The sequence below is a fragment of the Sphingosinithalassobacter tenebrarum genome (assembly GCF_011057975.1).
GTDB lineage: Bacteria > Pseudomonadota > Alphaproteobacteria > Sphingomonadales > Sphingomonadaceae > Sphingomonas > Sphingomonas tenebrarum.
Genome location: NZ_CP049109.1, coordinates 1,664,225 through 1,689,599 on the forward strand (window position 1 = coordinate 1,664,225; position 25,375 = coordinate 1,689,599).

Annotated in this window: 23 protein-coding genes, 1 tRNA gene and 1 riboswitch; of the genes, 10 read left to right on the forward strand and 14 right to left on the reverse strand. The window is 64.4% G+C overall.

Translation table 11 applies throughout. The features are described from left to right. Positions 1 to 58: 58 nt before the first annotated feature. Together rpoB and G5C33_RS08175 are read right to left on the reverse strand one after the other, a co-directional pair. Positions 59 to 4,237: a DNA-directed RNA polymerase subunit beta gene (gene rpoB, locus G5C33_RS08170; protein ID WP_165326764.1), complete on the reverse strand. Its 4,179-nt coding sequence runs from the start codon at positions 4,235 to 4,237 to the stop codon at positions 59 to 61. A 256-nt stretch (positions 4,238 to 4,493) separates the two neighbouring features. Continuing rightward, on the reverse strand, positions 4,494 to 5,963 hold the full coding sequence (locus G5C33_RS08175; RefSeq protein ID WP_206518703.1) for an acetyl-CoA hydrolase/transferase family protein: 1,470 nt from the start codon (positions 5,961 to 5,963) through the stop codon (positions 4,494 to 4,496). 352 nt (positions 5,964 to 6,315) lie between these two features. Here G5C33_RS08175 and G5C33_RS08180 point away from each other — a divergent pair, with 352 nt between their 5' ends. Continuing rightward, entirely contained in the window at positions 6,316 to 7,536 is a 1,221-nt protein-coding gene (locus G5C33_RS08180) for a hypothetical protein (protein ID WP_165326766.1), read from the forward strand. 196 nt (positions 7,537 to 7,732) lie between these two features. Here the strand turns inward: G5C33_RS08180 and rplL are convergent, their stop codons facing one another. The 6 genes from rplL to G5C33_RS08210 form a co-directional block, all read right to left on the reverse strand. Then, positions 7,733 to 8,113 carry a 50S ribosomal protein L7/L12 gene (gene rplL, locus G5C33_RS08185; protein ID WP_165326767.1) on the reverse strand — a complete coding sequence of 127 codons (381 nt, stop codon included), beginning with the start codon at positions 8,111 to 8,113 and terminating at the stop codon, positions 7,733 to 7,735. A 53-nt stretch (positions 8,114 to 8,166) separates the two neighbouring features. Continuing rightward, positions 8,167 to 8,682: a 50S ribosomal protein L10 gene (gene rplJ, locus G5C33_RS08190; protein WP_165326768.1), complete on the reverse strand. Its 516-nt coding sequence runs from the start codon at positions 8,680 to 8,682 to the stop codon at positions 8,167 to 8,169. A 334-nt stretch (positions 8,683 to 9,016) separates the two neighbouring features. Next, positions 9,017 to 9,361, reverse strand: a complete 345-nt coding sequence (locus G5C33_RS08195; protein WP_165326769.1) for a hypothetical protein — start codon at positions 9,359 to 9,361, stop codon at positions 9,017 to 9,019. Between the two features lie 8 nt (positions 9,362 to 9,369). Then, positions 9,370 to 10,956 (reverse strand): L,D-transpeptidase family protein, encoded by a 1,587-nt coding sequence (locus tag G5C33_RS08200; protein ID WP_165326770.1) that lies wholly within the window; start codon positions 10,954 to 10,956, stop codon positions 9,370 to 9,372. A gap of 154 nt (positions 10,957 to 11,110) precedes the next feature. Continuing rightward, positions 11,111 to 11,530: a DUF2141 domain-containing protein gene (locus G5C33_RS08205; protein WP_228275240.1), complete on the reverse strand. Its 420-nt coding sequence runs from the start codon at positions 11,528 to 11,530 to the stop codon at positions 11,111 to 11,113. Positions 11,531 to 11,653: 123 nt separating this feature from the next. Beyond that, positions 11,654 to 12,409 (reverse strand): LytTR family DNA-binding domain-containing protein, encoded by a 756-nt coding sequence (locus tag G5C33_RS08210; protein ID WP_165326771.1) that lies wholly within the window; start codon positions 12,407 to 12,409, stop codon positions 11,654 to 11,656. A 127-nt stretch (positions 12,410 to 12,536) separates the two neighbouring features. Between G5C33_RS08210 and G5C33_RS08215 the strand changes: the two genes are divergently transcribed. Continuing rightward, positions 12,537 to 13,508, forward strand: a complete 972-nt coding sequence (locus G5C33_RS08215; protein WP_165326772.1) for an alpha/beta hydrolase family protein — start codon at positions 12,537 to 12,539, stop codon at positions 13,506 to 13,508. 203 nt (positions 13,509 to 13,711) lie between these two features. Here the strand turns inward: G5C33_RS08215 and rplA are convergent, their stop codons facing one another. Beyond that, positions 13,712 to 14,404 carry a 50S ribosomal protein L1 gene (rplA, locus tag G5C33_RS08220; RefSeq protein WP_165326773.1) on the reverse strand — a complete coding sequence of 231 codons (693 nt, stop codon included), beginning with the start codon at positions 14,402 to 14,404 and terminating at the stop codon, positions 13,712 to 13,714. Positions 14,405 to 14,408: 4 nt separating this feature from the next. Further along, entirely contained in the window at positions 14,409 to 14,840 is a 432-nt protein-coding gene (gene rplK / locus G5C33_RS08225; protein WP_165326774.1) for a 50S ribosomal protein L11, read from the reverse strand. 204 nt (positions 14,841 to 15,044) lie between these two features. Then, positions 15,045 to 15,232: riboswitch (yybP-ykoY riboswitch) on the forward strand. 13 nt (positions 15,233 to 15,245) lie between these two features. On the opposite strand from rplK, the gene G5C33_RS08230 reads away from it, so the two are divergent. After that, positions 15,246 to 15,815: a TMEM165/GDT1 family protein gene (locus tag G5C33_RS08230; RefSeq protein ID WP_165326775.1), complete on the forward strand. Its 570-nt coding sequence runs from the start codon at positions 15,246 to 15,248 to the stop codon at positions 15,813 to 15,815. Positions 15,816 to 15,929: 114 nt separating this feature from the next. On the opposite strand, the gene nusG is transcribed toward G5C33_RS08230, so the two are convergent. From nusG to G5C33_RS08250, 4 genes are all read right to left on the reverse strand, one after another. Beyond that, positions 15,930 to 16,466: a transcription termination/antitermination protein NusG gene (gene nusG, locus G5C33_RS08235; protein ID WP_165326776.1), complete on the reverse strand. Its 537-nt coding sequence runs from the start codon at positions 16,464 to 16,466 to the stop codon at positions 15,930 to 15,932. Between the two features lie 4 nt (positions 16,467 to 16,470). Continuing rightward, positions 16,471 to 16,668 (reverse strand): preprotein translocase subunit SecE, encoded by a 198-nt coding sequence (gene secE / locus G5C33_RS08240; RefSeq protein WP_165326777.1) that lies wholly within the window; start codon positions 16,666 to 16,668, stop codon positions 16,471 to 16,473. Positions 16,669 to 16,849: 181 nt separating this feature from the next. Then, complete coding sequence (locus tag G5C33_RS08245; protein WP_165326778.1) at positions 16,850 to 17,428, reverse strand: YqaA family protein; 579 nt, start codon at positions 17,426 to 17,428, stop codon at positions 16,850 to 16,852. A 96-nt stretch (positions 17,429 to 17,524) separates the two neighbouring features. Beyond that, positions 17,525 to 17,601: transfer RNA gene (locus tag G5C33_RS08250), tRNA-Trp, on the reverse strand. A 175-nt stretch (positions 17,602 to 17,776) separates the two neighbouring features. Between G5C33_RS08250 and rfbF the strand changes: the two genes are divergently transcribed. From rfbF to G5C33_RS08285, 7 genes are all read left to right on the forward strand, one after another. Then, positions 17,777 to 18,547: a glucose-1-phosphate cytidylyltransferase gene (gene rfbF, locus G5C33_RS08255; RefSeq protein WP_206518659.1), complete on the forward strand. Its 771-nt coding sequence runs from the start codon at positions 17,777 to 17,779 to the stop codon at positions 18,545 to 18,547. Next, positions 18,541 to 19,623: a CDP-glucose 4,6-dehydratase gene (gene rfbG / locus G5C33_RS08260; protein ID WP_165326779.1), complete on the forward strand. Its 1,083-nt coding sequence runs from the start codon at positions 18,541 to 18,543 to the stop codon at positions 19,621 to 19,623. Before rfbF ends, rfbG begins: the two co-directional genes overlap by 7 nt. After that, on the forward strand, positions 19,623 to 20,978 hold the full coding sequence (rfbH, locus tag G5C33_RS08265) for a lipopolysaccharide biosynthesis protein RfbH (protein WP_165326780.1): 1,356 nt from the start codon (positions 19,623 to 19,625) through the stop codon (positions 20,976 to 20,978). The genes rfbG and rfbH overlap by 1 nt, the downstream gene beginning before the upstream one ends. Before the next feature lie 182 nt (positions 20,979 to 21,160). Further along, a complete protein-coding gene (locus G5C33_RS08270; protein ID WP_165326781.1) occupies positions 21,161 to 21,736 on the forward strand; it encodes a hypothetical protein in 576 nt (191 codons plus the stop codon). Between the two features lie 175 nt (positions 21,737 to 21,911). Beyond that, on the forward strand, positions 21,912 to 22,640 hold the full coding sequence (locus tag G5C33_RS08275; RefSeq protein WP_165326782.1) for a hypothetical protein: 729 nt from the start codon (positions 21,912 to 21,914) through the stop codon (positions 22,638 to 22,640). Next, positions 22,619 to 24,382, forward strand: a complete 1,764-nt coding sequence (locus tag G5C33_RS08280; RefSeq protein ID WP_228275241.1) for a thiamine pyrophosphate-binding protein — start codon at positions 22,619 to 22,621, stop codon at positions 24,380 to 24,382. The genes G5C33_RS08275 and G5C33_RS08280 overlap by 22 nt, the downstream gene beginning before the upstream one ends. Continuing rightward, entirely contained in the window at positions 24,382 to 25,374 is a 993-nt protein-coding gene (locus G5C33_RS08285) for an NAD-dependent epimerase/dehydratase family protein (RefSeq protein WP_165326783.1), read from the forward strand. Before G5C33_RS08280 ends, G5C33_RS08285 begins: the two co-directional genes overlap by 1 nt. Position 25,375: the final 1 nt, after the last annotated feature.

Below are 25,375 nucleotides of genomic sequence, written 5' to 3' on the forward strand. Positions count from 1 at the left end.
GCACCTGTGGGCAGGCCCACCCCCGGCCCCTCCCGCGAGCGGGAGGGGAGAAGAAAGGCTATTCCGCAGCCTCGGGCAGCTCGTCCTGGTCCTCGTCCTCGTGGCTCTTGAGTTCCACGTTGAGGCCCAGCGAGCGCATTTCCTTGACGAGCACGTTGAAGCTCTCGGGGATGCCGGCCTCGAAGGTATCGTCGCCCTTGACGATCGCTTCATAGACCTTGGTGCGGCCGATCACGTCGTCGGACTTCACCGTCAGCATTTCCTGGAGCGTGTAGGCGGCGCCATAAGCCTGGAGCGCCCACACTTCCATTTCCCCGAAGCGCTGGCCGCCGAACTGCGCCTTGCCGCCCAGCGGCTGCTGGGTGACGAGCGAGTAGGGGCCGATCGAACGCGCGTGGATCTTGTCGTCGACCAGGTGGTGCAGCTTGAGCATGTAGATGATGCCCACCGTCACCTTGCGGTCGAACGCGTCGCCGGTGCGGCCGTCGAACAAGGTCGACTGGCCCGAACGATCGAGACCCGCCAGCTCCAGCATGTCCGCCACGTCGCTTTCGCGCGCGCCGTCGAACACCGGCGTGCCCATCGGGACGCCCGTGCTGACATTCTGGATCAGCTCGGCGACCTGCTCGGGCTTCCGCGCATCGATGCCGTCGGCATAATGTTCGCCATAGACGGTCTTGAGCCGGTCCTTGACCGCATCGGGGATTTCGCCCGGCTGCGCATCGGGATTGGCTTCGCGCCAGTCTTCCAGTTGCCGCGTGACCTGCATGCCCAGATTGCGGGCCGCCCAGCCGAGATGCGTCTCGAAGATCTGCCCGACGTTCATGCGCGAAGGCACGCCCAGCGGGTTGAGCACGATGTCGACCGGCGTACCGTCCTCGAGGAAGGGCATGTCTTCCTGCGGCAGGATCCGCGAGATGACACCCTTGTTCCCGTGGCGGCCGGCCATCTTGTCGCCCGGCTGCAGCTTGCGCTTCACCGCGACGAACACCTTGACCATCTTGAGCACGCCCGGCGGCAGCTCGTCGCCCCGCTCCAGCTTCTCGCGGCGATCCTCGAACTTGTCGCGGATCTTCTTCACCGCCTCGTCATACTGGGCCTTCACCGCTTCGAGGTTCGACTGCATCGCGTCGTCCTGAACGGCGAACTTCCACCATTCGTGACGATCGACGCTGTCGAGCACGTCCTCGGAGATCTCGGTGCCCTTCTTGACGCCCTTGGGCGCGCCGGTGGCGACCTGGCCGAGCAGCATTTCCTTCAGACGCGACCAGGTGGCGCGGTTGAGGATGTTGCGTTCGTCGTCCGAGTCCTTGCGCAGACGCTCGATTTCCTCGCGTTCGATCGCCAGCGCGCGCTCGTCCTTGTCGATGCCGTGGCGATTGAAGACGCGGACGTCGACGATCGTGCCGGCAACGCCCGGCGGCAGGCGGAGCGAGGTGTCGCGCACGTCGCTGGCCTTTTCGCCGAAGATGGCGCGGAGGAGCTTTTCCTCCGGCGTCATCGGGCTTTCGCCCTTGGGCGTGATCTTGCCGACCAGGATGTCGCCCGGCTCCACTTCGGCGCCGATATAGACGATGCCCGCTTCGTCGAGGTTGCGCAGCGCTTCCTCGCCGACATTGGGAATGTCGCGGGTGATGTCTTCGGGCCCGAGCTTGGTGTCGCGCGCCATCACTTCGAATTCATCGATGTGGATCGACGTGAACACGTCGTCCTTCACGATGCGCTCGGAGATCAGGATCGAGTCCTCGTAGTTGTAGCCGTTCCAGGGCATGAACGCGACGAGCGCGTTGCGGCCCAGCGCCAGCTCGCCGAACTCGGTCGAGGGGCCGTCGGCGATGATGTCACCGGCGTTCACCGTCTCGCCAACCTTCACCAGCGGACGCTGGTTGATGCAGGTCGACTGGTTCGAACGCTGGAACTTCATCAGCGTGTAGATGTCGACGCCGCTTTCGGTGGCTTCGACATCGCCCGAGGCGCGGATGACGATACGGGTGGCGTCCACCTGATCGACGATGCCCGAACGCTTGGCGGCGATCGCCGCGCCCGAATCCCGCGCAACCGTTTCTTCCATGCCGGTGCCGACGAAAGGCGCTTCGGCCTTCACCAGCGGCACGGCCTGGCGCTGCATGTTCGATCCCATCAGCGCGCGGTTGGCGTCATCGTTTTCCAGGAACGGAATGAGCGAGGCCGCGACCGAGACGAGCTGCTTGGGCGAAACGTCCATCAGCGTGATCTGATCGCGCAGCGCCATCAGGAATTCGCCGCCCTGACGCGCCGACACCAGATCGTCAGCGAAGCTGCCGTCCTCGTTGAGGTCGGCCGATGCCTGCGCGACGGTGTGCTTCTGCTCTTCCATCGCCGAGAGATAGACGACTTCGTTCGTGACCTTGCCGTCGATGATCTTGCGGTACGGGGTTTCGATGAAGCCGTACTTGTTCACGCGGCTGAACGTCGCGAGGCTGTTGATCAGACCGATGTTCGGGCCTTCCGGCGTTTCGATCGGGCAGATACGGCCATAATGCGTCGGATGAACGTCGCGGACTTCGAAGCCGGCGCGTTCGCGCGTCAGGCCGCCCGGCCCGAGCGCCGAAACGCGACGCTTGTGCGTCACTTCGGACAGCGGGTTGGTCTGGTCCATGAACTGCGACAGCTGCGAGGAGCCGAAGAATTCGCGCACCGCGGCAACCGCCGGCTTGGCGTTGATCAGGTCGTTCGGCATCACCGTCGACACGTCGACCGACGACATGCGTTCCTTCACCGCGCGTTCCATGCGCAGCAGGCCGACGCGATACTGGTTTTCGAGCAGCTCGCCCACCGAACGCACGCGGCGGTTGCCGAGATTGTCGATATCGTCGACTTCGCCCTTGCCGTCCTTCAGGCCGACCAGCGTCTTGACCACTGCGAGGATGTCCTCGGTGCGCAGCGTCGTGACGGTGTCCTCGGCATCGAGATCGAGGCGCATGTTGAGCTTCACACGGCCGACGGCCGAGAGGTCATAGCGCTCGGGATCGAAGAACAGACCGCCGAACAGCGCTTCGGCGGTTTCGAGCGTCGGCGGTTCGCCGGGGCGCATGACGCGATAGATGTCGGCCAGCGCCTGTTCGCGATCCTCGGCCTTGTCGACCTTGAGCGTGTTGCGGATCCAGGGGCCGGTGGTGACGTGATCGATGTCGAGCAGCTCGACGCGGTCGAGCCCGGCCTTGTCGAGCTTTTCGAGGTTTTCGGGCGACACTTCGTCGCCGGCCTCGATGTAGATCTCGCCGGTCTTCTCGTTGATCAGGTCATAGGCGCTGTAGCGGCCGAAGATTTCCTCGGTCGGAATCAGCAGCGTTTCCAGGCCCTCGCGGCCCGCCTTGTTGGCGGCGCGCGGGCTGATCTTCTGGCCGGCGGCGAACACGACTTCGCCCGACTTGGCGTCGACGATGTCGAAGGTCGGCTTCACACCGCGCCAGTTTTCCGGCGTGAACGGGATCTGCCAGCCGCCTTCACCGCGCACATAAGTGACGGTGTTGTAGAAATAGTTGAGGATTTCCTCGCTGTTCAGGCCGAGCGCATAGAGCAGCGAGGTGACCGGCAGCTTGCGCTTGCGGTCGATGCGGACATTGACGATGTCCTTGGCGTCGAACTCGAAATCGAGCCACGAACCGCGATAGGGGATCACGCGCGCGGCGAAGAGATACTTGCCCGAAGCGTGCGTCTTGCCGCGGTCATGGTCGAACAGCACACCCGGCGAGCGGTGCATCTGCGACACGATGACGCGTTCGGTGCCGTTGATGAAGAAGGTGCCGTTCTCGGTCATGAGCGGCATGTCGCCCATGTAGACGTCCTGCTCCTTGATATCGAGAACCGAACGGGCTTCGGTATCGGGATCGACTTCGAACACGATCAGGCGCAGCGTGACGCGCATCGGCGCGGCATAGGTGATGCCGCGCTGGCGGCATTCGTCGGTGTCGAACTTCGGCGGTTCGAGTTCGTAATTGACGAAGTCGAGCTCGGCGGTGCCGGCGAAATCGCGGATCGGGAAGACGCTGCGCAGCGTCTTTTCCAGGCCCGAGACATAGCCGATCGAGGGATCGGACCGCAGGAACTGCTCGTAGGATTCGCGCTGAACCTCGATCAGGTTCGGCATTTCGACGACTTCGTGGATGTCGCCGAAGATCTTGCGGATGCGGCGCTTGACGCTGCTGTTCTGGCCCGCGCGGAGCGCCGCGCCGTTTTCGATCGCCTTGGATGCCATGAAGTGTATTCGCCTCGCTCGGTCAAAAATTCGTGCCCGCTATGCTGGCGGGGGCAGGGCGCGGGTTCCTTTCCAACGCGAAAAAGCCGCAAGTCTCCCGTGGTTCAGGAAAACAGCAGCTTCATGCGACCTGTTGGAATCCCCAGCCGACAATTCTTATGATCCGCTGCGCAACGGCGGCTCATGTCCCGTTCGGATGGAGTTGGATTTCGCCATATAGGGGCGATGTTGGATTTCGTAAAGAGGGGATTGCGCCTCAGACCCGCATTGTCCCGGTCTCGATGAACCTTTGGTGCCACGCGAACGCCTCGCCGCACAGCATCGGCGTCTGCTGGCCATAGCTGCCCTTGCGCGCGCGGTCATAATAATCGCGCAGCATCGGACGATAATCGGGATGCGCGCATTTTTCGATCACCAGCTCCGCGCGGGCGCGCGGGGCCAGGCCGCGCATGTCCGCAAGCCCCTGTTCGGTGACGAGCAATTGCACGTCCTGATTGATGTGATCGACATGGCTGACATGCGGGACGATTGCCGAAATCGCGCCGCGCCTGGCGGTCGAAGGCGTCAGGAAGGCCGAGATAAAGGCGTTGCGCGCGAAATCGCCCGATCCGCCAATCCCGTTCTGGATGCGCGATCCCATGATATGCGTCGAATTGACGTTGCCGTAGATATCGGCCTCGATCATCCCGTTCATCGCGATGCAGCCGAGGCGGCGGATCACTTCCGGGTGATTGCTGATCTCCTGCGGGCGCAGGATCACCTTGTCGCGGAACCGGTCGAGGTCGCGGTTGAGGCCAAGCTGCGCCTCGGGGCTGAGCGAGAAGGCGGTGGTCGATGCGACGCGCAGCTTGCCCGATTTGAGCAGGTCGAGCATCCCGTCCTGCAGCACTTCGGTATAGGCGGTCATGTCGTCGAACGGGGAATCAATGAGCCCCGTCAGCACGGCATTGGCGATGTTGCCGACCCCCGATTGCAGCGGCAGCAAGGATTGCGGCAGCCGCCCGACCTTCACTTCGTGGCGGAGGAATTCGATCAGATGCCCGGCGATCGCCCGTGCGCATTCGTCGGGCGGGGTGAAGGGCGCATTGCGATCGGGCGTGTCGGTTTCGACGATGGCGACGATCTTGTCGGGATCGCAGCGGAAGCGCGGCTCGCCGATGCGCTGGTCGGCGCGCACCAGCGGGATCGGCACGCGGTTCGGTGGCAGCGCGGTGCCGTAATAGATGTCGTGCATCCCCTCCAGCGCCATATTCTGCCAGCTGTTGACCTCCAGAATCACTTTCTGCGCGCAATCGATCCAGGTCTTGTTGTTGCCGACCGAAGTGGAGGGGATCAGCGACCCGTCCTCGCAAATGCCGGTGACTTCGATGACGGCGGTATCGAGCGGCCCGAGAAAACCTTCCCATGCCATCGGCGCGACCTGGCTGAGATGCAGGTCGAAATACTGCATCTCGCCGCGATTGATCTTCTCGCGTGCGATCGGATCGGAATTGTAGGGCATGCGGAATTCGATGCCGTCCGCCTTGGCGAGCGCGCCGTCGAGCTCGGGGCCGGTCGAGGCGCCGCTCCAGATACGCACGGCAAAGGGATCGCCGGCGGCATGGGCGGTTTCGATCCGTTCGGCGAGCGCCAGCGGGATTTCTTTGGGATAGCCCGATCCGGTGAAGCCGCTCATCCCGATGGTCGAACCCGGATCGATCAACGCGGCGGCATCATGCGCCGACATCACTTTCGAACGCAGGGACGGGGCGGCGATACGGCTCGGGCTCACGGGGGTATCCTTGGTCAGCAAATATGGTGGCCTCGATAGGCAAGTGACGGCGCGGGCGAAAGAGGCAGTCTGCGTTTGTCTCAGGCCAGCGGGGCCGGGGCGGGGCCGCGGGTGCGTGTCGCGCGCGTTCGCCCGGGAAAAATGCGCAGTCGTCGCGGAGAAATATAAATAACGCTGCTTATTTTTCCGCATGAACCCCAAATGAACCGATTATTTCGTCGCTCTGAACCTATCAGTTCATCGCCGATTTGGAGAAAAACCGGAACTGGTTTGCCCGCGTGGAATTGTCCCGCTCGCTATGACCAAGATGCGATACCATGCTCGTCCGGCCGCGGTGGCGCTTATTGCCGCCCTGGCCGTTTCCGCCACCACTGCACAGGCACAGGATGCTGCGTCGGGAACGACGCAGATTGCGCCGACGACGTCGCCGGTACCTTCGGTTGCGCCTGTTCCGGCACCGACAACGCCGGCACCGATTGTGCCGCAGGTTCCGCAATCGACCCAGGACGGCGCACAGTCGCTTACCGCGCCCGACATTCCAGAATCGACGCCCAGCCCTTCGACGGTCGCAACCCAGCAGCTCCCCTCGGGCGTCGGCGATCCCGAATCTTCCACGCCGGTGAGTGCCGCAGCAGTTGCACAGATCGAAGCCGAGCGCGCGGCGCAGGCCGAGGCGGCCGCCGCGCGTCGCGAAGTCGCGCGCCGTTCGGCCGCCGCGACCAGAACGACGGCACCGGAAGCTGAGGCAGCGCCCGCTGCGCCGTCCGCCGATGTCGAAACCGCGGCTGCGGGGGCGGACCTTTCCGGCCCGGCCCTGGCGCCGGCCGACGGTTCGGGTGACGTTGCCGCCATCAATTCGAGTGTCGAGCAGCAGGCGATGCAGCAACAGCAGGCTGCGAGCGAGCCCGCTCCGGTCGCGCCCGCACCCAAAGCGACGGCCACCAGCGACGGCATCGCCGACGATGTTGCGCTGTGGGGCGGTCTTGCGCTGGTGCTCGGCATAGGCGGTGTCGGTGCGGCGGCGGCGATGCGCCGGCGTTCGGATCGACCCGAAGCCGCGCCGGTAGCCGCACGCACCAAATCTGAAGCGAAGCCCGTGCCCGCTCCGGTTACGCGAGAGGTTCGCGAGCCGCAGCCGGCAATGGCCGCTACGGCGGCGCCCGCGCCCCGGGCGGAGCCTGTCGCGGCTGCTCCGGCAATGTCGAACGCTGCGGTCGCCACGGCGTCCACGGCTGGCATGGGCCGCCACCAGATCGCTGCAATGCGCGGCCCGAGCGAGGAAAACCCGTTCCTCACGCTGCGCAACCGGATGAAGCGTGCGCGCTTCCTCGACCAGCGCGAGCGCGTCGGTGAGGCGGCGGAGGAACGCCGTGCGCCTCAGCGGGCTGCCGCTGCGGCCGCCGCGCCGGCCCCGGTTCGGGCGCGCCGGCCCGTCGCCGATCCGGTGGCGCGCGCGAAGGAGAAGATCGGATCGATCACCGACTCCGCCGCATGGCAGCTCGGAGGAAAGCCTTCTTATTCGGGCTGAACGCAATCTGCGTTGCCAGTAGCGTATCGCAGCGCAGGGGAAGGGGGCGCACCGGACAGCGCGCCCCCTTTTCCATGTTCGTGTGAAGGCCGCGGCGAGGCCGGCAATCCCGCCCCGGCGGAACCGCGTCCACGAAAAAAGGGCGGCCCGTTGCCGGACCGCCCTTCTTTTCTTCGCTCGAAAGAGCTTGAAGCGCTTACTTGAGCTCGACGGTGCCGCCGGCTGCTTCGATCTGCGCCTTGATCTTTTCGGCTTCGTCCTTGGCGATGCCTTCCTTGACGGCCTTCGGCGCGCCTTCGACGAGCGCCTTGGCTTCGGTCAGGCCCAGGCCGGTGATGGCGCGGACTTCCTTGATGACGTTGATCTTCTTGCCACCGTCGCCGGTGAGGATCACGTCGAATTCGTCCTCGGCTTCTTCAGCAGCTTCGCCACCGGCGCCGCCGCCGGCCGGGCCGGCAACCGCAACCGCAGCAGCGGCCGAGACGCCCCACTTTTCTTCGAGCATCTTCGAGAGCTCGGCAGCTTCGAGAACGGTCAGCTCGGAGAGCTGGTCAACAAGAGCATTCAGGTCAGCCATTTTGATATCCTTCGGAAAATCTGTTCAAATCAGGGTAGTTGGTCGCAAGTCGCTTACGCGGCGTCCTTGGCGCCATAGGCGCCGAAGACACGTGCAAGCTGACCCGCCGGTGCCTGCGTGACCGAGGCCAGCTTCTGCGCCGGTGCCTGAACCAGGCCGACGATCTTGCCGCGCAGTTCATCCAGCGACGGCAGCGAAGCGAGCGCCTTCACGCCTTCCACGTCGAGCATGGTGCTGCCCATCGCGCCGCCGACGATCTCGAGCTTGTCGGTCGTCTTGGCGAAATCGTTGATCACCTTGGCCGCGGCCACGGGATCGACGGAAGTGGACAGCGCCGTCGGACCGCTCAGCAGGTCGGAAAGACCCGCGTAGTCGGTGCCCTCGAGCGCGATCTTGGCAAGGCGGTTCTTGCTGACCTTGTAGCTCGCTCCGGCTTCGCGCATCTTGATGCGGAGGTCCGTCGACTGGGCGACGGTCATCCCGAGGTTGCGGGTGACAACCACCACGCCCACCTCGCCAAAGGTGCGGTTCAGCTCGGCAACGGCTTCGGTCTTCTGGGAACGATCCATGCCGGTCTCCTCAATATGGACCACGCAGTTTGCTGACTGCGGGGCCCGGTTGCGTCGAGCCAGGGCGGTCGCCCTAGGCCCTCGTCCGAGGGGCATGATCGTCAGCGCCAGGTTTCCCCGGGCATTGACCCGAACGCTGCCATCGCTGACGGCGGCCGGTAAAATCCTTCCCCGTCTCGGCGAGAAATCAAGACCGGCATATTCCGGTCACTCGCTGTCTCGGACGGATACCGACAGGGCGGACCCCATCGGCGAAGCGCGCCAAATAACGGCGCGCGCGTAAAAGTCAAGCGGGCAGGGGCGATCGCCGCCCGCTGCCCGCATGTCTGCTGTCTCAGTGCGCGGCGTCTTCCTCGCTGCGGTCGACGCGTGACGTCATGCCAGTGGCGGCGGCATCGTCCAGCATCATTTCGTCTTCGCGCAGCCCGGTGCCGGTGGTCGAATTGGAGATATTGCCGATCGGCGCGGGCGGTCCGGCAGTCGGCTCGGGGATGGGATCCTCGTCTGGCTCGACGAAATTGGCCATCGGCTCGTCATAGTTGATCGTTTCGATCACTTCCTCCGACATGACGTTCTCGTCGGGCTCGACGACATTCTCGACTTCCACCGAGCAGCCGCCCGCCAGCAGCATCGCTGCGAGCGCCGCCGGAATCGTCTTGCGCACATCCATCTTCATCATGGTTCTCCTCAGCGGTCGGCGACCTGCTGCGCCTGGGCGCGGCTTTCGATCTTGTCGGCCAGTACGGCGTCCCAGCCATAAGGGTCGTTCAGGAAATACATCGTCCCTTCAGAGCCGACATAGGCCGTCCAGTAAAGCAGAAATACTTCCACCGGGGTCTTCAGGTCCGCGCGCACCGTGTCGCCCGACGCGATCGTCTCGTTGATCTTGGCGACTTCCCAGTCGGGATTGTCGGCGAGCAGCAGCCGCGCCAGCGCCGCGGGCCGGGCCAGCCGGATGCAGCCGTGGCTCGCGAGCCGATTGACGCGATCGAACGTCGCCTGGGCGGGCGTGTCGTGCAGATAGACGGCATAGGGATTGTCGAAATCGAACTTGTAGCGGCCGAGCGCGCTTTTCGGTCCCGCGCGCTGTTGCAGCCGCGTGCGGCCGTTGCCCAGCTCGATCACCCGGAAATCATTGCGGGCGAGATAGCCGGGATTGCGGCGTTCCTTCGGCCACAATTCGTTCGCGGCGATCGAGGAGGGCACGTTCCAGGGCGGATTGAGCACGATGCTGTGGATGGTAGAGGAAAGCATCGGCGTTTCATGGCCGGGCTGGCCCGTCACCACCTTCATCGATCCGACGGGGCGATCGCCTTCGAACAGAGTCAGCACGGTGGCGGCGATGTTCACCTGAACGCGATGGACCGGCAGCTGGCGCGGAATCCAGCGCCAGCGCTCCATATTCGCCATGATCTGGCGGATGCGCTCGCCGACGGGAGTGTTGATCGCGGCGAGGGTGTTCGGACCCACCACGCCGTCGACCGCCAGGCCGTAGCGGGTCTGGGCGCGCTTCACCGCTTCGGTCAGCGCGGTGTCGAACAGATTGGGGTCGGGCTGCTCCTCGGCGGTCAGCGTCTCGACGGTGATGATCTGATCGTCCTCGACGGCCAGCCGCTTGCGCAGCGCGTCGACGCGCGGATCGGTGTCACCTTCGCGCAGCGTCTCGCCGCTCGCGACCTGCTCCCAGCCGCCGGCGGCCTCGATCGCGCGATAGCGGGCAAGCCCGTCACGCAACGCATCATAGCCCGAATAGGGCGGAGGCAGCGATCGGATCCACTGGCTCAGCCTGTCCTCGCGCACCGCGGCGGCGAAATCCGGGAGCGGATCATAGGGCGTCGGACGCAGGCCCCAGTCGGACTGGAAATCCTCCGGCGCGAGCCTTCCGGTGCGCACCGCCTGCGCATAGTCGAGCGCCGCTCGGACCAGTTCGGGGCCCCTTTCGGGCAGCAGCGGCGGTTCGCTGTAGCGCAGGCCCTGCGTGACATAGCGTTCGCGCAACAGCCCGGCGAGTTCGGCTTCCTGCGCGGGGCCGAGAGTCGGCAGCGCGATCGGAGCGGCCGTGGATGCCGCGCCCTCCTGGCCTGGCAGCGGCTGCACGATCGGTGTCGGCGCGGCTGTGGGCGCGGGAGTCGGTGTCGGATGCGCCGGGGTAGGGCTCGGGCGCGGGGCGGGGCTAGGCGTTTGCTGCGCGGCGGCGGGGAGCGCTCCGAGCGCAAGCACGCTCAGCGCTCCGGCGGCGCAGTGACGGCGGGCGGATCGCAGGATCCCGGGCATCGACAAGTCCTTCTTCTCCTGTTCGGAGGGGGCAATACAGCATATGCTTCCTTGCGCCAGCCTGAGCAACGGGCGTTGCCACGCGCCCGCGAACGGACGCCGTGCCGCAACGCCGGTTCTCAGAAGGCCGGCGCGAGTGCCCCGACCCGAAGGATCAAAGAAACTTCTTCATTTCGAACGTGATACGCTGATCGGAAGTTCCGTGATCGAAAGCGGCATCGCCAAAGCGGGGTTTGGCGAGCCGAGTCATCGCGTTGTTGGAAAAGCCCACCGCCTCGGTCGGCAGCCCCAGGAAATTGCGGTCGGCTTTCCCGTCGCCGTCGCGATCATGATATCCCTGCGCGGCATAGCGGCCGGGCGGCACGTTGCGCACGATCACCCTTGTCGTTCCCTGCCGGGCGGGCGCTTCGCCGACATAGGGGCAGTCCTTGAGGAACAGACGCTCCGGGCAGATTTCGATGTGAACCCTGCCTTCGCTGCTTTCGACATTGGTAACGGCGATTTCGATCGCAGCGCCAGGCGGGCCGGCGTCGGGCGCGGCGGCGGTGACGAGAAGGGCGGCAGGCAGCAGCACTATGGAGAGACGGGGGAAGGGCATGGCGATCCTTTCGCAAGAAACGCGTGCGGTTTTATGCGATCGCCCATGAACCGACAAGATTTATGATATAGTATGTATCATATTCGCGCCTGATCGTTGCTAGACGTCCGCGATCCAGCGTGCCTCGCGCAGCCGAGTCACCGCCGATCGCGCTACCGGGGCGATGAGGCCGTTCGACAGATGGAGCCGCATCGACCTGGCATTGCCCTCGACACGTTCGACAGCGTCGCGCGCCACCCACCACGACCGGTGCGTGCGCAGGCCTTCGCGCCGAGTGCCCGCGATCGCCTGGCCCAGCGGCATCAGCAGCAGCGAGGATCCGTGGAGGGTATGCACGCGCACATAATGATCCTCCATCTGCAGCGCGATCACGTCGGCGGGAATGGCCTGCGAAGCGGTTTCGGCGACAGGAGCGACGCGGCCATCGCCGATCATCTCGCGCAATCGCCATGCCATCAGCGCGACGATCGGCACGGCAATGACCACGGCCTGCCCATACCATAGCAGCAGCCCCAGCTTCAGTTCGGCCAGTTCGGGCCACAGGCCAAAGGCAATGAAGCGCGTGGCCGCCGCTTCGGGGATCGTCACGATCAGCGTGGCGGCGAGCAGCAGCGGCCAGTGCCAGCGACTTCCCGGCGGCGTGATTCGCATCACCCAAAGGCATGTCGGCGCGAACAGCAACAGTCCAAGCAGCATCGCACCCACCCAGTATCCGATGCGCGGCAAAAGCCCCGGGTTCGAATAGCTGCCGAACGGACCGAGCAACCCCATTGCGACACCGGCCGCCAGTGTGACTGCGATCCATCGCAGGGCGATCGTCTGTGGCGAACGGGCGGGGCGGGGCGCGGCGGACATGGCCGGTCTCTATCGCGCACCCGGCCCGTTCGCCAAGTCGCGAACCCGTTCGCCCATTCGCGAAACGGCGCTTTCGGGGCGCGCTCCGGCGATGCAGGCGAGGGCCAGCCAAGAAGGAGATATGACGATGTCCCAACGCCTCGCGGCGCTGATCGCGCTGCTTGCCATGTTTTTTTGCCCGCTGCCCGCCTTTGCCGGCGGGGCCGGACAGCAAGCCGGCTTTATCCATAGCCGCACCGACAGCGGCGTCGAAATCGGCATCTGGTATCCCGCCGAGGGTAAGCCGGTGGCGCGCCGCGTCGGCCTGTATTCGCAACAGGTGGTTCCCGATGCGCCATTGCCTTCGGGCAGCCATCCGCTGGTCGTGATCTCGCACGGGACCGGCGGCGATTTCGCCGGGCATGTCGATACGGCAGTCGCGCTCGCGCGGGCCGGTTTCGTCGTCGCGTCGCTGACCCATCCCGGTGACAACTGGCGCGACAACAGCCGCGCGGCAGTGATCCAGGATCGCCCTGCGGCGCTGAGCGCGCTGATCACCCATATGCTGACGCGATGGGAAGGGCGGGGCAGTATCGATCCCGAGCGGATCGGTGCGTTCGGTTTTTCCTCGGGTGGCTTCACCGTCCTGGCGGCTGCGGGCGGACGCGCGGATTTCGCGCGGCTTCCGGGCCATTGTCGCCAGCATCCCGATTTCTTCGATTGCAGCGTGATCAGCGGGCGTTCGGAAAGCGCGATGCCCGAGTGGCGCGTGGTGCCCGACCCGCGGATCAAGGCGCTGGTCGTCGCCGCGCCGGCGCTGGGCTTTGCCTTCGGACCCGAAGGGCTTGCCGAAGTGACGATGCCGGTACAGCTCTGGCGGGCGGAGGAGGACAGGGTGCTTCCCGCCCCCCATTATGCCGAAGCGGTGCGCGCGGCATTGCCGCAACCGCCCGAATATCATGTCGTGCCCGGTGCGGCGCATCTCGACTTCCTCGCGCCCTGCGTCGAGCCGGTCACGGTGCCGATGCCGTGCCAGAAAGAGGGGTTCGACCGCGCGGCGTTCCATGAGGATTTCGACCGAGAGGTGGTGCGGTTCTTCCGGGAGGCACTGGGCGATTAATGCTGCCGATATTCCTCCCCTGGAAGGGGAGGGGGACCGCGAAGCGGTGGAGGGTTAGGAGCCGCGAACGTCCCGTTTATTGCGAACTACCCCTCCACCACGCGGCGCGTGGTTCCCCTTCGGGGGAGGAACTCAGCAACATCAGAACAAAAAAGGGCCGGGGTTTCCCCCCGACCCTTCGTTGTTCCTCTCCGAAATTCGGATCAGGCGGCGCCGACTTCCGCGACGTCCACCTTCACGCCCGGGCCCATCGACGAGGACAGGGCGATCTTGCGCAGATACTTGCCCTTGGCGCCCGCCGGCTTTGCCTTGACGACGGCGTCGACCAGCGCATCGAAATTCTCGCGCAGATCGGCGGCCGAGAAGCTCGCTTTGCCGATGCCCGAGTGAATGATGCCGGCCTTTTCGACGCGATATTCGACCTGGCCGCCCTTGGCGTCCTCGACGGCCTTCTTCACGTCCATCGTGACGGTGCCCAGCTTCGGGTTCGGCATCAGGCCCTTGGGGCCCAGCACCTTGCCGAGACGACCGACGACGCCCATCATGTCCGGCGTCGCGATGCAGCGATCGAAATCGATGGTGCCGCCCTGGATGGTTTCCATCAGGTCTTCGGCGCCGACGATGTCCGCGCCGGCTTCCTTGGCCTCATCGGCCTTGGCGCCCTTGGCGAAGACGGCGACCTTGACGGTCTTGCCGGTGCCCTTGGGCAGATTGACGACGCCGCGGACCATCTGGTCGGCGTGACGCGGATCGACGCCCAGGTTCAGCGCAACTTCGACGGTTTCGTCGAACTTGGCGGTGGCGTTGTCCTTCACCAGCGTGATTGCTTCGTCGATGCCATGCAGCTTGTCGGCGTCGATCGTCCAGCTCTTCTGCTTCTTGCTCAGCTTTGCCATTGGATCAGCCCTCCACCACTTCGAGGCCCATTGCGCGGGCGCTGCCTTCGATGATGCGGGTCGCCGCTTCGAGATCGTTGGCGTTGAGATCCTTCATCTTCAGCTCGGCGATCTCGGTCAGCTTCGAACGCTGGATCTTTCCGGCGGAAACCTTGCCCGGCTCCTTCGAACCGGACTTGAGGTTCGCGGCCTTCTTGATGAGGAAGGTGGCCGGCGGAGTCTTCGTGACGAACGAGAAGCTACGATCGGCATAGACGGTGATGATCGTCGGAATCGGCATGTTCTTTTCCATGTCGCCGGTGGCGGCATTGAAAGCCTTGCAGAATTCCATGATGTTCACGCCGCGCTGACCCAGCGCAGGGCCGATCGGCGGCGAGGGATTGGCGGTGCCGGCGGGCACCTGCAGCTTGATATAGCCGGTAATTTTCTTGGCCATGTCGTCTCACTCTGTTGCTGGCACAATGTCGCGGAAATCCGCGCCATCGTGCCGGTTCAAGTTTAGCGGTCCGTGCGGCCGCCCCGAAGGACGGCCTCCCGCAATTTCCATAGCGATGCCGTGGAAGCGCGCGCCATTAGCGCAAAGCCGCGGGATTCGCAAGCATGGCTGCCCGCTTGCGCGGCAGCCGATGTGGCCCTAGACCCTGCTTCGTCATCTGGGGAGTAGCCAGCCGCCTTTTTCGAGGCGGGCTCCGGCGTCAACATACTCGGCCGAGAGGCCGTGGCGCGGAGAGGACGGAATTTTCCGTTCGGGCGAGACCAAATGGCATTGCACCTCTGCCCCGGCCGGGCGGGAGGCGCGATGCCTTTGGTTTGTCTGTCGCCCGGCCCGGAGACCGAATTCATGGAAGCCTTTCTTACCTCCACCGCCATCGTTGCGCTCGCCGAGATCGGGGACAAGACGCAATTGCTCGCGATCGTCCTCGCGACGCGGTTCCGCAAGCCGGTGCCGATCATCCTCGGCATCCTGTTCGCCACGCTCGCCAATCACTTCCTGGCCGCGCTTGTGGGGCAGCAGGCGGCGGCGTTCCTCGGTGGGGCGTGGTTCCGCTATCTGGTCGCCACGTCGTTCATCGCGATGGGGCTGTGGACGCTAATCCCCGACAAGCTCGACGCCGAAAGCGAGAAGCCCGCGCGATTCGGCGCGTTCGTGACAACGCTGATCGCCTTCTTCCTCGTCGAAATGGGCGACAAGACGCAGCTGGCGACGATCGCGCTCGGCGCGCGGTACGAGGACGCTCTGTGGGTTACCGGCGGCACGACGCTGGGCATGATGATCGCCAATGTCCCGGCCGTATTTCTGGGCCACGCGCTGATCGAGCGGGTACCAATGAAGACCGTGCGAATGGTCGCGGCGGGGCTGTTCATCGTCATCGGCCTGTGGATGCTGGCGGAGACGGCGGGACTGGTCTGATCCTCCCCAGGTTCAGACCGATAAAGGCAGCTTCAGATGTGAGAATTCAGATGTGACAAGGGGGCCGGAGCCTCTCGGCTCCGACCCCCGGCATACTTGTGTCGGCTGCCCGGATTACTTCGACAGTTCGACCTGTTCGAAATCGAGCTCGACCGGCGTGGCGCGGCCGAAGATCGACACCGAGACCTTGACCTTCGACTTGTCGAAATCGAGTTCCTCGACAATGCCGTTGAAGCTGGCGAAGGGGCCGTCGAGGACCTTCACGCTGTCGCCGATCTCGTAATCGACGCGGATCTGCTGCTTGGGCGCTGCGGCGGCTTCGTCGCGGGTGTTGAGCATGCGCGCGGCCTCGGCATCGGGAATCGGCTGCGGCTTGCCCGACGAACCGAGGAAACCCGTCACCTTCGGCGTGTTCTTGACCAGGTGATAGATGTCGTCGTTCATCGCCAGCTTGGCGAGGACATAGCCCGGCATGTGCTTGCGTTCGGACTGGACCTTCTTGCCGCGGCGGACTTCGGTCACGGTTTCGGTCGGGACTTCGATATCCTCGACCAGCGCTTCCAGGCCCATGCGCTCGGCTTCCGCCATGATCGCGTCGCGGACCTTGTTCTCGAAACCGGAATAGGCTTGGATGATGTACCAGCGGGACATTTTTTTACTCCGCGAGGCTCAGAAGGCCGCGCACGATGGCGTCGAAAATCGAATCGACGCCGAAGAAGAACAGCGCGAGCAGCGTCGTCATGATCATCACCATCACTGCCGTCATCACGGTTTCGCGCCGCGTCGGCCATACGACCTTGGCGGTTTCCGCGCGCACCTGACGCATGAATTCGACGGGAGAGGTTTTCGCCACGGTTTCACTCGCTCGTTAGTTTCTCCGGCGGCGCGGGACACAGGTCCGCTGCCCGTCCCCTGGATCAAGAGAAGCGGTGCGGCCCATCCACGCTGTCGGATTGGGAGTGGTATCTAGCGAGTTGCGCGGCAGGCTGCAAGCGGCCCGAACGCAGCGTCGAAATTCGTTCGTCTGCTCTGTTTCAGAACAGCGAGATCAGCGCGAAACCGCCGATCAACAGGACGACGAACAGCCAGCCGAACAGATTGAGCCGCTTTTCCACGAATTCCTGAACCGGCGCGCCGAACCGCTTGAGCAGCGCCGCGACGAGGAAAAAGCGGATGCCGCGGCCGACGATCGCCAGCACGACGAAGAGCGGGAAATTGAACGCGAAGACGCCGTTTGCGATGGTGAACAGCTTGAACGGCAGCGGCGTTACGCCCGCCGTCAGCGTAACCACCGCGCCCCATTCGTTATACAGGGTGCGCAGCGTCTCCATCTTCGTTTCGAGATGGTAGAGGTCGATGACCCATTTCCCGACGCTTTCCCACAGGAACGCTCCGATCGCATAGCCGAAGATGCCGCCCAGCACCGATGCCAGCGTGCACAGCGCGGCGATGCGAAACGCGCGTTCGCGCTTTGCCAGGATCATCGGGATCATCATCACGTCGGGCGGAATCGGGAAGAAGGAGCTTTCCGCAAAGGAAATCGCGAACAGCGCCCGATTGGCATGGCGATGCTCCGCCAGGCGCAGCACCCAGTCATACAAGGCACGAAACATGCGAAATCCCTTTTCCCGTCCCCGCATTGTCTTTGCAGGTCGGGCGCCGCCGATCAATCGCGATGCGGCGCGTGCGAAGAAAATCCGGGAATACGATGGCAGGGGCGCTCGGATTCGAACCGAGGGCCTTCGGTTTTGGAGACCGACGCTCTAACCAGCTGAGCTACGCCCCTGTGCGGAGCGCGCATGTAGCGCTCCGGCTCGCAATGAGCAAGCGGCCATGCGCAGCATCGTGCCGGATCGGGCGATAATCGCTTGCCCGGGGCCATTGCCCCGCTTAATCCCCGGTGGCGCCGGAAAGCGGGGCGCCTTCGCCGCGCCGTACCGGGATGCGATGGGGGCCGAAATTTGACCAAGGCAGTGATATTGGCCGGCGGGCTGGGCAGCCGGCTGGGCGAGGAGACTTCGGTCCGCCCCAAGCCGATGGTGGAAATCGGCGGGATGCCGATCATCTGGCACATCATGAAGATCTATTCCGCCCACGGAATCAAGGACTTCATCGTCTGCCTCGGCTATAAGGGTTATATTCTGAAGGAATATTTCGCCAATTATTTCCTCCACACCGCCGATGTGACGATCGACCTCGCCGAGAACACGATGGAAGTGCATCGTAACTGGAACGAGGGCTGGCGGATCACGCTGGTCGAAACCGGCGCCGACACGATGACCGGCGGGCGATTGAAGGCGGTGCGCGACTATCTGGACCCCGACGAGCCCTTCTGCCTCACCTATGGCGACGGCGTCGCGAGCATCGACATCACCGCCGAACTGGCGTTTCACAAGGCGCATGGCGGCATGGCGACCGTGACGGCGGTGGCGCCGCCGGGCCGATTCGGCTCGCTGGAAGGCGAGGGCGACCGCGTGACGAGCTGCCAGGAAAAGCCGCCGGGCGACGGCGGGCTGATCAATGGCGGGTTCTTCGTGCTCGATCCGGGCGTGATCGATTATATCGACGGCCCCGACACGATCTGGGAGCGCGGCCCGATGGAGCGGCTGGCGACCGACGGGCAGCTCTATCGCTTCCGCCATGATGGTTTCTGGCATCCGATGGATACGCTGCGCGACAAGCTCTATCTGGAAGATCTGTGGAAGAGCGACGCGCCGTGGAAACAATGGTAACTGCCGATTTCTGGCGCGGGCGGCGGGTTTTCGTCACCGGCCATACCGGGTTCAAGGGAAGCTGGCTGGCCCTGTGGCTTACCGAAATGGGCGCGCAAGTAACCGGCTTCGCGCTGCCCGCCGAACATCCGAGCCTGTTCGAACAGGCGCGCGTCGAGGAAGTGGTGACGCACCGGGAAGGCGATATTCGCGATGCCGCCGCGCTGGAAAGCGCGATGCAGGCCGCCGACCCGGAAATCGTCTTTCACCTCGCCGCGCAGCCGCTGGTGCGCTTTTCCTATGAAGATCCGGTCGGCACCTGGGCGACCAATGTGCAGGGGACGGTGCACCTGCTCGATGCGTGCCGCCGGCTCGGCTCGCTAAAGGGCGTGGTCTGCGTCACCAGCGACAAATGCTATGAAAACCGCGAATGGGTGTGGCCCTATCGCGAGACCGATCCGATGGGCGGGCATGATCCCTACAGCGCCAGCAAGGGCGCGGCGGAGCTGGCGATCGCATCCTTCCGCCGGTCCTTTTTCGATCGGGAAGATGGGCCGCTGATCGCATCGGTGCGCGCGGGCAATGTGATCGGTGGCGGCGACTGGGCGAGCGACCGGCTGGTCCCCGACATCATCCGCGGGCTGATCGCGGGCGAGGCGATCCCGATCCGCGCGCCCGATGCCGTGCGCCCCTGGCAGCATGTGCTCGAGGCGCTGGGCGGATATCTGCTGATCGCGCAGCGGCTGGGCGCGGGCGAACGCGACTTCGCCGATGCGTGGAATTTCGGCCCCGCCGACAGCGATGCGAAGCCGGTGCGCTGGATCGCCGAGCGGCTGATGAAGGGATGGGGCGGGGGTGAGGTGGTCATGGATGACGCGCCCAAACCGCATGAGGCGCATCTGCTGCGGCTCGATTGTTCGAAAGTGCGCGCGGCGCTCGGCTGGCGGCCGGCCTTCGATCTCGATACCGCGCTCGACCGCGTCGTCGTCTGGCATCGCGCGGTGGAGGACGGCAGCGACGCGCGCGCCATTTGCCGCGAGCAGATCGCCGATTATCGTGCGCGCATGGCCGAGGCCATCGACGGAGTGACCCAGTAATGACCGATCTTGCCGCGCTTCGCGAAGCCGCCAGCGGCCTTTCCGAAGCCGAATTCCGCAAGCTGATCGTCGACCTGACCGGCGAGTATGCGCGCAATTTCCACGCGCCGAAGGACTTCGTGCCGGGCGAGAGCCCGGTGCCGGTGGCGGGCAAGGTCTATGGCGATACCGACATGCAGCTGCTCGTCGAAAGCAGCCTCGATTTCTGGCTGACGACGGGCCGGTTCAACGCCGATTTCGAAGCGAAGCTGGCGAAGCGGATCGGTGTGGCACACGCCATCACGGTCAATTCGGGCAGCTCGGCCAATCTGGTCGCGTTCAACACGCTGACCTCGCACTATATGCGCGCCGACGCGATCAGGCCGGGCGACGAAATCATCACCGTCGCCACCGGGTTTCCGACCACCGTAAACCCCTCGCTGCAATATGGCGCCGTCCCGGTGTTCGTCGACGTCGACATCCCGACCTACAATATCAAGCCCGAGATGATCGAAGCGGCGGTGACCGACCGGACGCGCGCGATCATGATCGCGCATACGCTCGGCAATCCCTTCGACCTGGGCGAAGTGATGCGCGTGGCGGAGAAGCATAACCTCTTCGTCGTGGAGGATTGCTGCGACGCGCTCGGTTCAACCTATGACGGCCGCCATGTCGGCACCTTCGGGCATCTCGGCACGCTCAGCTTCTATCCCGCGCATCACATCACGATGGGCGAGGGCGGGGCGGTGTTCACGGACAAGCCGCGCCTGAAGCGCGTGATGGAATCGATGCGCGACTGGGGCCGCGACTGCTGGTGCGCGCCGGGGCAGGACAATACCTGCGGCAAGCGCTTCGCGCGGCGGCTGGGCGACCTGCCTTTTGGATACGACCACAAATATACCTACAGCCATTGCGGCTATAATCTGAAGATCACCGACATGCAGGCAGCGGTCGGCGTGGCGCAGCTCGACCGGGCCGACGGCTTCATCGACGCGCGGCGGCGCAATTTCGCGCTGCTGACGGAGATGCTGGCGGACCTGGAGGACGTGATGATCCTGCCGCAGGCGACGCCGAGCAGCGACCCGAGCTGGTTCGGCTATCCGATCACGCTGCGCGAAAACCTGCCCTTCACCCGCGACGAACTCGTCCGGCATTTGAACGACCGCAAGGTCGGCACGCGACTGCTGTTCGGCGGCAACCTCACCCGCCAGCCCTATATGAAGGGTCGCGACTGGCGCGTTGTCGGCGATCTCACCAATGCCGACATCATCACCGAACGCTGCTTCTGGATCGGCCTCTATCCGGGACTGACGCCGTCGCATCTGGAGTATGCCGTCGGCGTGATGCGGGATTTCATCGCCGGGAAGCGCGGCTGATTACTAGGCGTGCCTTACGGGCCGGGGGCGCAAGGGCGGCGCGGGCAAATCTTTGCGCTGTTCAAACGGCAGACAATTGCCGTGCGCGCCTGAAAAGCTGTCGTTTTGGATGCGATCTTATTGCGATCGCTGTTTGAATAGGCACTATTTGGTCGACGAACCGTTCGCATCAAGGCGAGATTATGGGCGCGCTTACAGACCGACTCAACGCAGCGGCATCGGGCTTTGCCATTACGGTTGCGCCGTTGGTCGTTGTCGCAATAGCGCAGCTCGTTTTTATGCCACAGATTCTCGCGGTCGCGGAAGGTCTAGAAAGTAACGAACAGGCTAGGTTGGTTTCAATTTGGCGGGCGGAGTTTTCTATTGCGCATACTATTGTAGCAATACTATTCGTTATCTACTGGCTGCTGGTGGCGGTACTCGGAAAAGGGCAAATCCTCAGGTGCAAGTCTGCTAATAGAATCTTGGCATTTTGCGTCGTCGCTTATCTGACGATAACTCTATACTCCATATTCCTCTGGCCCGACGGGTTACGGGTCGTATGCCCATTTCTAGGTATTTCCGACACGATCGCAAACCCTTATGCTTGCGACGCCATGTCATCTTGCGATGTGTTCGCTGATGTTGCCAGCCAATTGATACTGTTGGGCCTGTTGGGATTGATCGTGCCCTTCATCATAAGCCTGATTGTCCGCATAGTTTCCTCTCGCCGCGCCTGTCAGCGACAGGATGACACGCCTCCGTCGCTTGTTGAATGATCGTCAGCCATACCGGCTGAAATTTTCACGCGGCCTGACTACGCACGCACCAGACACATTCCCAAACGAACCCGGAGCCGCCGGTTAATACCGCGTTTACCATTGGTCTTTACCGATGGTGTCGGCGGGCTTTGGCAAAATAGCGCCCGTCGCCGAGAAGCGAGGTGCCAGCGCGATGCAAGTCAAATTCATCCTCGATTTCGACGGGGTGCTCTTCAACAGCGCATTCGAGGCCTATAGCGTCTGCGAACAGGCGACCAAGGGGCGCGCCGGGTTCCGGCAGGATGTCGATTTCGATGCCTTCATGCGCTTCCGCTCGGTCGTTACCGATGCCTGGCAATATCATCGCCTCTACAGCGAGAGCGAGGCGGTCTCGCCCGCCGATCTGAAAAGCGTTGAACCGGGCGAGGACGACTGGGCCTTCGCCAATCGCTTCTTCACCGCGCGCGAGACGATGATGGCCGATCCGGGCTGGGCGAAGGTGATGCCCGCCTATCCGTTCTTCGGAAAGCTGAAACCCGTCATTCTCGCGCATCCCGATCGTTTCGCGATTCTTTCGACGCGCAACGTCGATTCGATCCGTCGCACGCTTGCCTGGCACGACGCCGATGTGATCCCCGTCTTCGGGCAGGAACATGTCCGCACGCATGGCGGCAAGCTGGGCGTCGCCCGGGCGCAGGGCTGGTGCGATCGCACGCGCCACATGGCGATCTATCTCGACGATATGCGCCGCCATCTCGAACCGTTCGAAGGCGAAGTGCTGCTCCCGCTCCACGCCGATTGGGGCTATGATGCCGCCACGCCGGGCAGCATCTCGCAGGAACAGGCGATGAAGATCATCAGCTCGCTGCTGGTCCTTTCGCAACAGGTGCCCGAGACGCAGTGGCGGGGCATCGCGGCGTGAAATATGCCGATCAGATCGGCGCCTGGCTTCAGGCCGCCGGTTACACCCATTATTTCTATGTGGGTGGGGGCAATATCATGCACCTCACCGAAAGCCTCGACCGCTATCTGACCGGCGTGCCGGTGGTGCATGAAGTCGCCGCCGGGATCGCCGCCGAATATTTCAACGAAATCGCCGAGAGCGCGAAGGCGCTGGCGCTGGTGACGGCGGGGCCGGGGCTCACCAATATCGTAACCGCCATCAGCGGCGCGTGGCTCGAAAGCCGCGAGCTTCTGGTGATCGGCGGGCAGGTGAAGACCAGCGATCTCGCGCGCGGGCAGGTGCGTTCGCGCGGCATTCAGGAGATTGACGGCGTCGCGCTGGTGCAATCGACCACCAAGGTTTCGCACCGCCTCGAAGCGCCGGTTTCGGGCGCCGAATTTCTCGACCTGATTTCGGCGAGCTGGACGCCGCGCAAGGGGCCGGTGTTCCTCGAATTCCCGCTCGACGTGCAGGCGGCGAGCGTGGAGGAAACGCCGCTGCCCGCCGTCGCCGTGCCGCAGTTGCCGGTGGCAGGTGATGAAGACATTGCGTTGGTGGCGAAGCTTTATGCCGAAGCGGAGCGTCCGGTGCTGCTGATCGGCGGCGGGGTGGATCGCAAGACGGCGGACGCCGTGCGCGATCGGCTCGACCGCCTCGGCGTGCCGGTGATGACGACGTACAACGGCGCCGACCGCATCGACGGTGATGCGCCCAACTATCTCGGCCGGCCGAACACCTGGGGCCAGCGCAGTGCGAATATCGCGATCCAGCAGAGCGACCTGATCGTCGCGCTCGGCACGCGGCTGGGGCTGCAGCAGACCGGGTTCAACTGGCGGGAATTCGGCCGCGATGCGACTTTGGTGCAGGTCGAGATCGATGGCGGCGAGCTCGCCAAGGGCCATCCGGTGGTCGATCACGGCTTTCGCGTCGACGCCAATGATTTCCTCACGCGGCTGCTCGGCCATGACTTGCCGCGCAAGGACGAATGGCTCGCCAGGGCGCAGGAAATCCGCGCCGCCGTGCCGCGTGTCGAGGACGTGAACAACAGCGGGGCGGAGTATCTCTCGCCCTATGATTTCATCGTCGCGCTCGAAGGGCTGACGACACCGGACGACCTCATCATCCCCTGTTCGAGCGGCAGTGCCTTCACGCTGTCGATGCAGCTCTACAAGCAGAAGCTGGGGCAGCGGATGCTGACCAACAAGTCGCTCGCTTCGATGGGCTATGGCCTGTCGGGCGCGATCGGCGCGGCGATTGCCGGGCAGGGGCGGCGGACGATCCTGATCGAAGGCGATGGCGGCTTTGCACAGAATATGCAGGAGCTCGGCACCGCCGCGATCAACGGGCTCAACCTCAAGATCTTCATCTTCGACGATCAGGGCCATGCCTCGATCCGCATGACGCAGCAGAATTATTTCGACGGCAAATATCTGGGATGCGACCGCAAGTCGGGGCTCGGCCTGCCGCGCTGGGAGCGGCTGTTCGCGGCGTGGGACATTCCCGTCGTCCGCCTGCCGCTCGATTTCACCGCCGACGCTGAAATCCGCCGCCGCATGGCCGAGCCGGGGCTGCAGGCCTTCCTCGTGCCGATCGATCCGGCACAGACCTATTTCCCCAAGATCAGCAGCCGCATCACGGCGAGCGGATCGATGGAATCGAACCCGATCGACCGGATGACGCCGGAAATCGACTATCTCGCCAAAGCGGGGATCAAGGCCTGATGGGACAGCTCGCACCCTTGCCGTCGCTCGCTCAGACGCTGCGCCTCGATCCGGCGGCGCGCGCCGCGATTGCCGCCGATACGCGCCGTATCGTGGTGGTCGGTGCGGGCGGCTGGATCGGACGCATGGCGCTGGCCGGTCTGTACGATGCGCTTGGCGAAGCGGCGATGCATGATCGGGTGGTGGCATTCGGCTCCTCGACGCGCGGGATCGACATCGGCCTCGGGCGCTGTGTGACTCAGCATCCGCTGGATCGGCTTTCCGACCTGCCCGAACGCCCGACATTGCTGATGCACCTGGCGTTCCTGACCAAGGACAAGGTCGCGGGGATGGCGTCGGACGAATATTGCGCCGCCAATCGCGCGCTTTCGAAATCGGTGCTGGGCGCGCTGGAGCCGATCGGAGTCGAAAGGCTGTTCCTCGCATCGTCGGGCGCGGCTGCCTATGCCGCCGACCCGAATGCCGATGCGGCGCTGCGTCTCTATGGCGGGCTCAAGGCCGAGGACGAGGCGCGGTTCGGCGACTGGGCGCGCGCGGGCGAGGGGCGTCGCGCGGTGATCGCGCGGATCTTCAATTTGTCCGGCCCCTTCATCAACAAGCATGAAACCTATGCACTAGCGAGCTTCATTCGCGACGCGCTGGCGCATCGCCCGATCGAAGTGCGCGCGCCGGTGCGCGTGGTGCGCAGCTATGTCGCGTTGCGTGAGCTTTTGTCGCTGGTGCTGGTCAAGCTGACGGCGCGCGACGGGGCGACCGTTACGCGGTTCGACAGCGGCGGCGATCCGGTCGAACTCGGCGAAGTCGCCGTGGAAGTCGCCAGTCGCTTCGGTACGCGCGTCGCCCGCCACCCGATGCTGGACGGCAAAGCGAACATCTATGCCGGCGATGGCGATGGCTATGCCCGGCTGCTCGAGCGGCACGGCATCACGCCGGTGCCCTTCCTGGACCAGATTGCAGAGACGGCGAGCTTCCTCGCCGCATATGCGGAGTAAG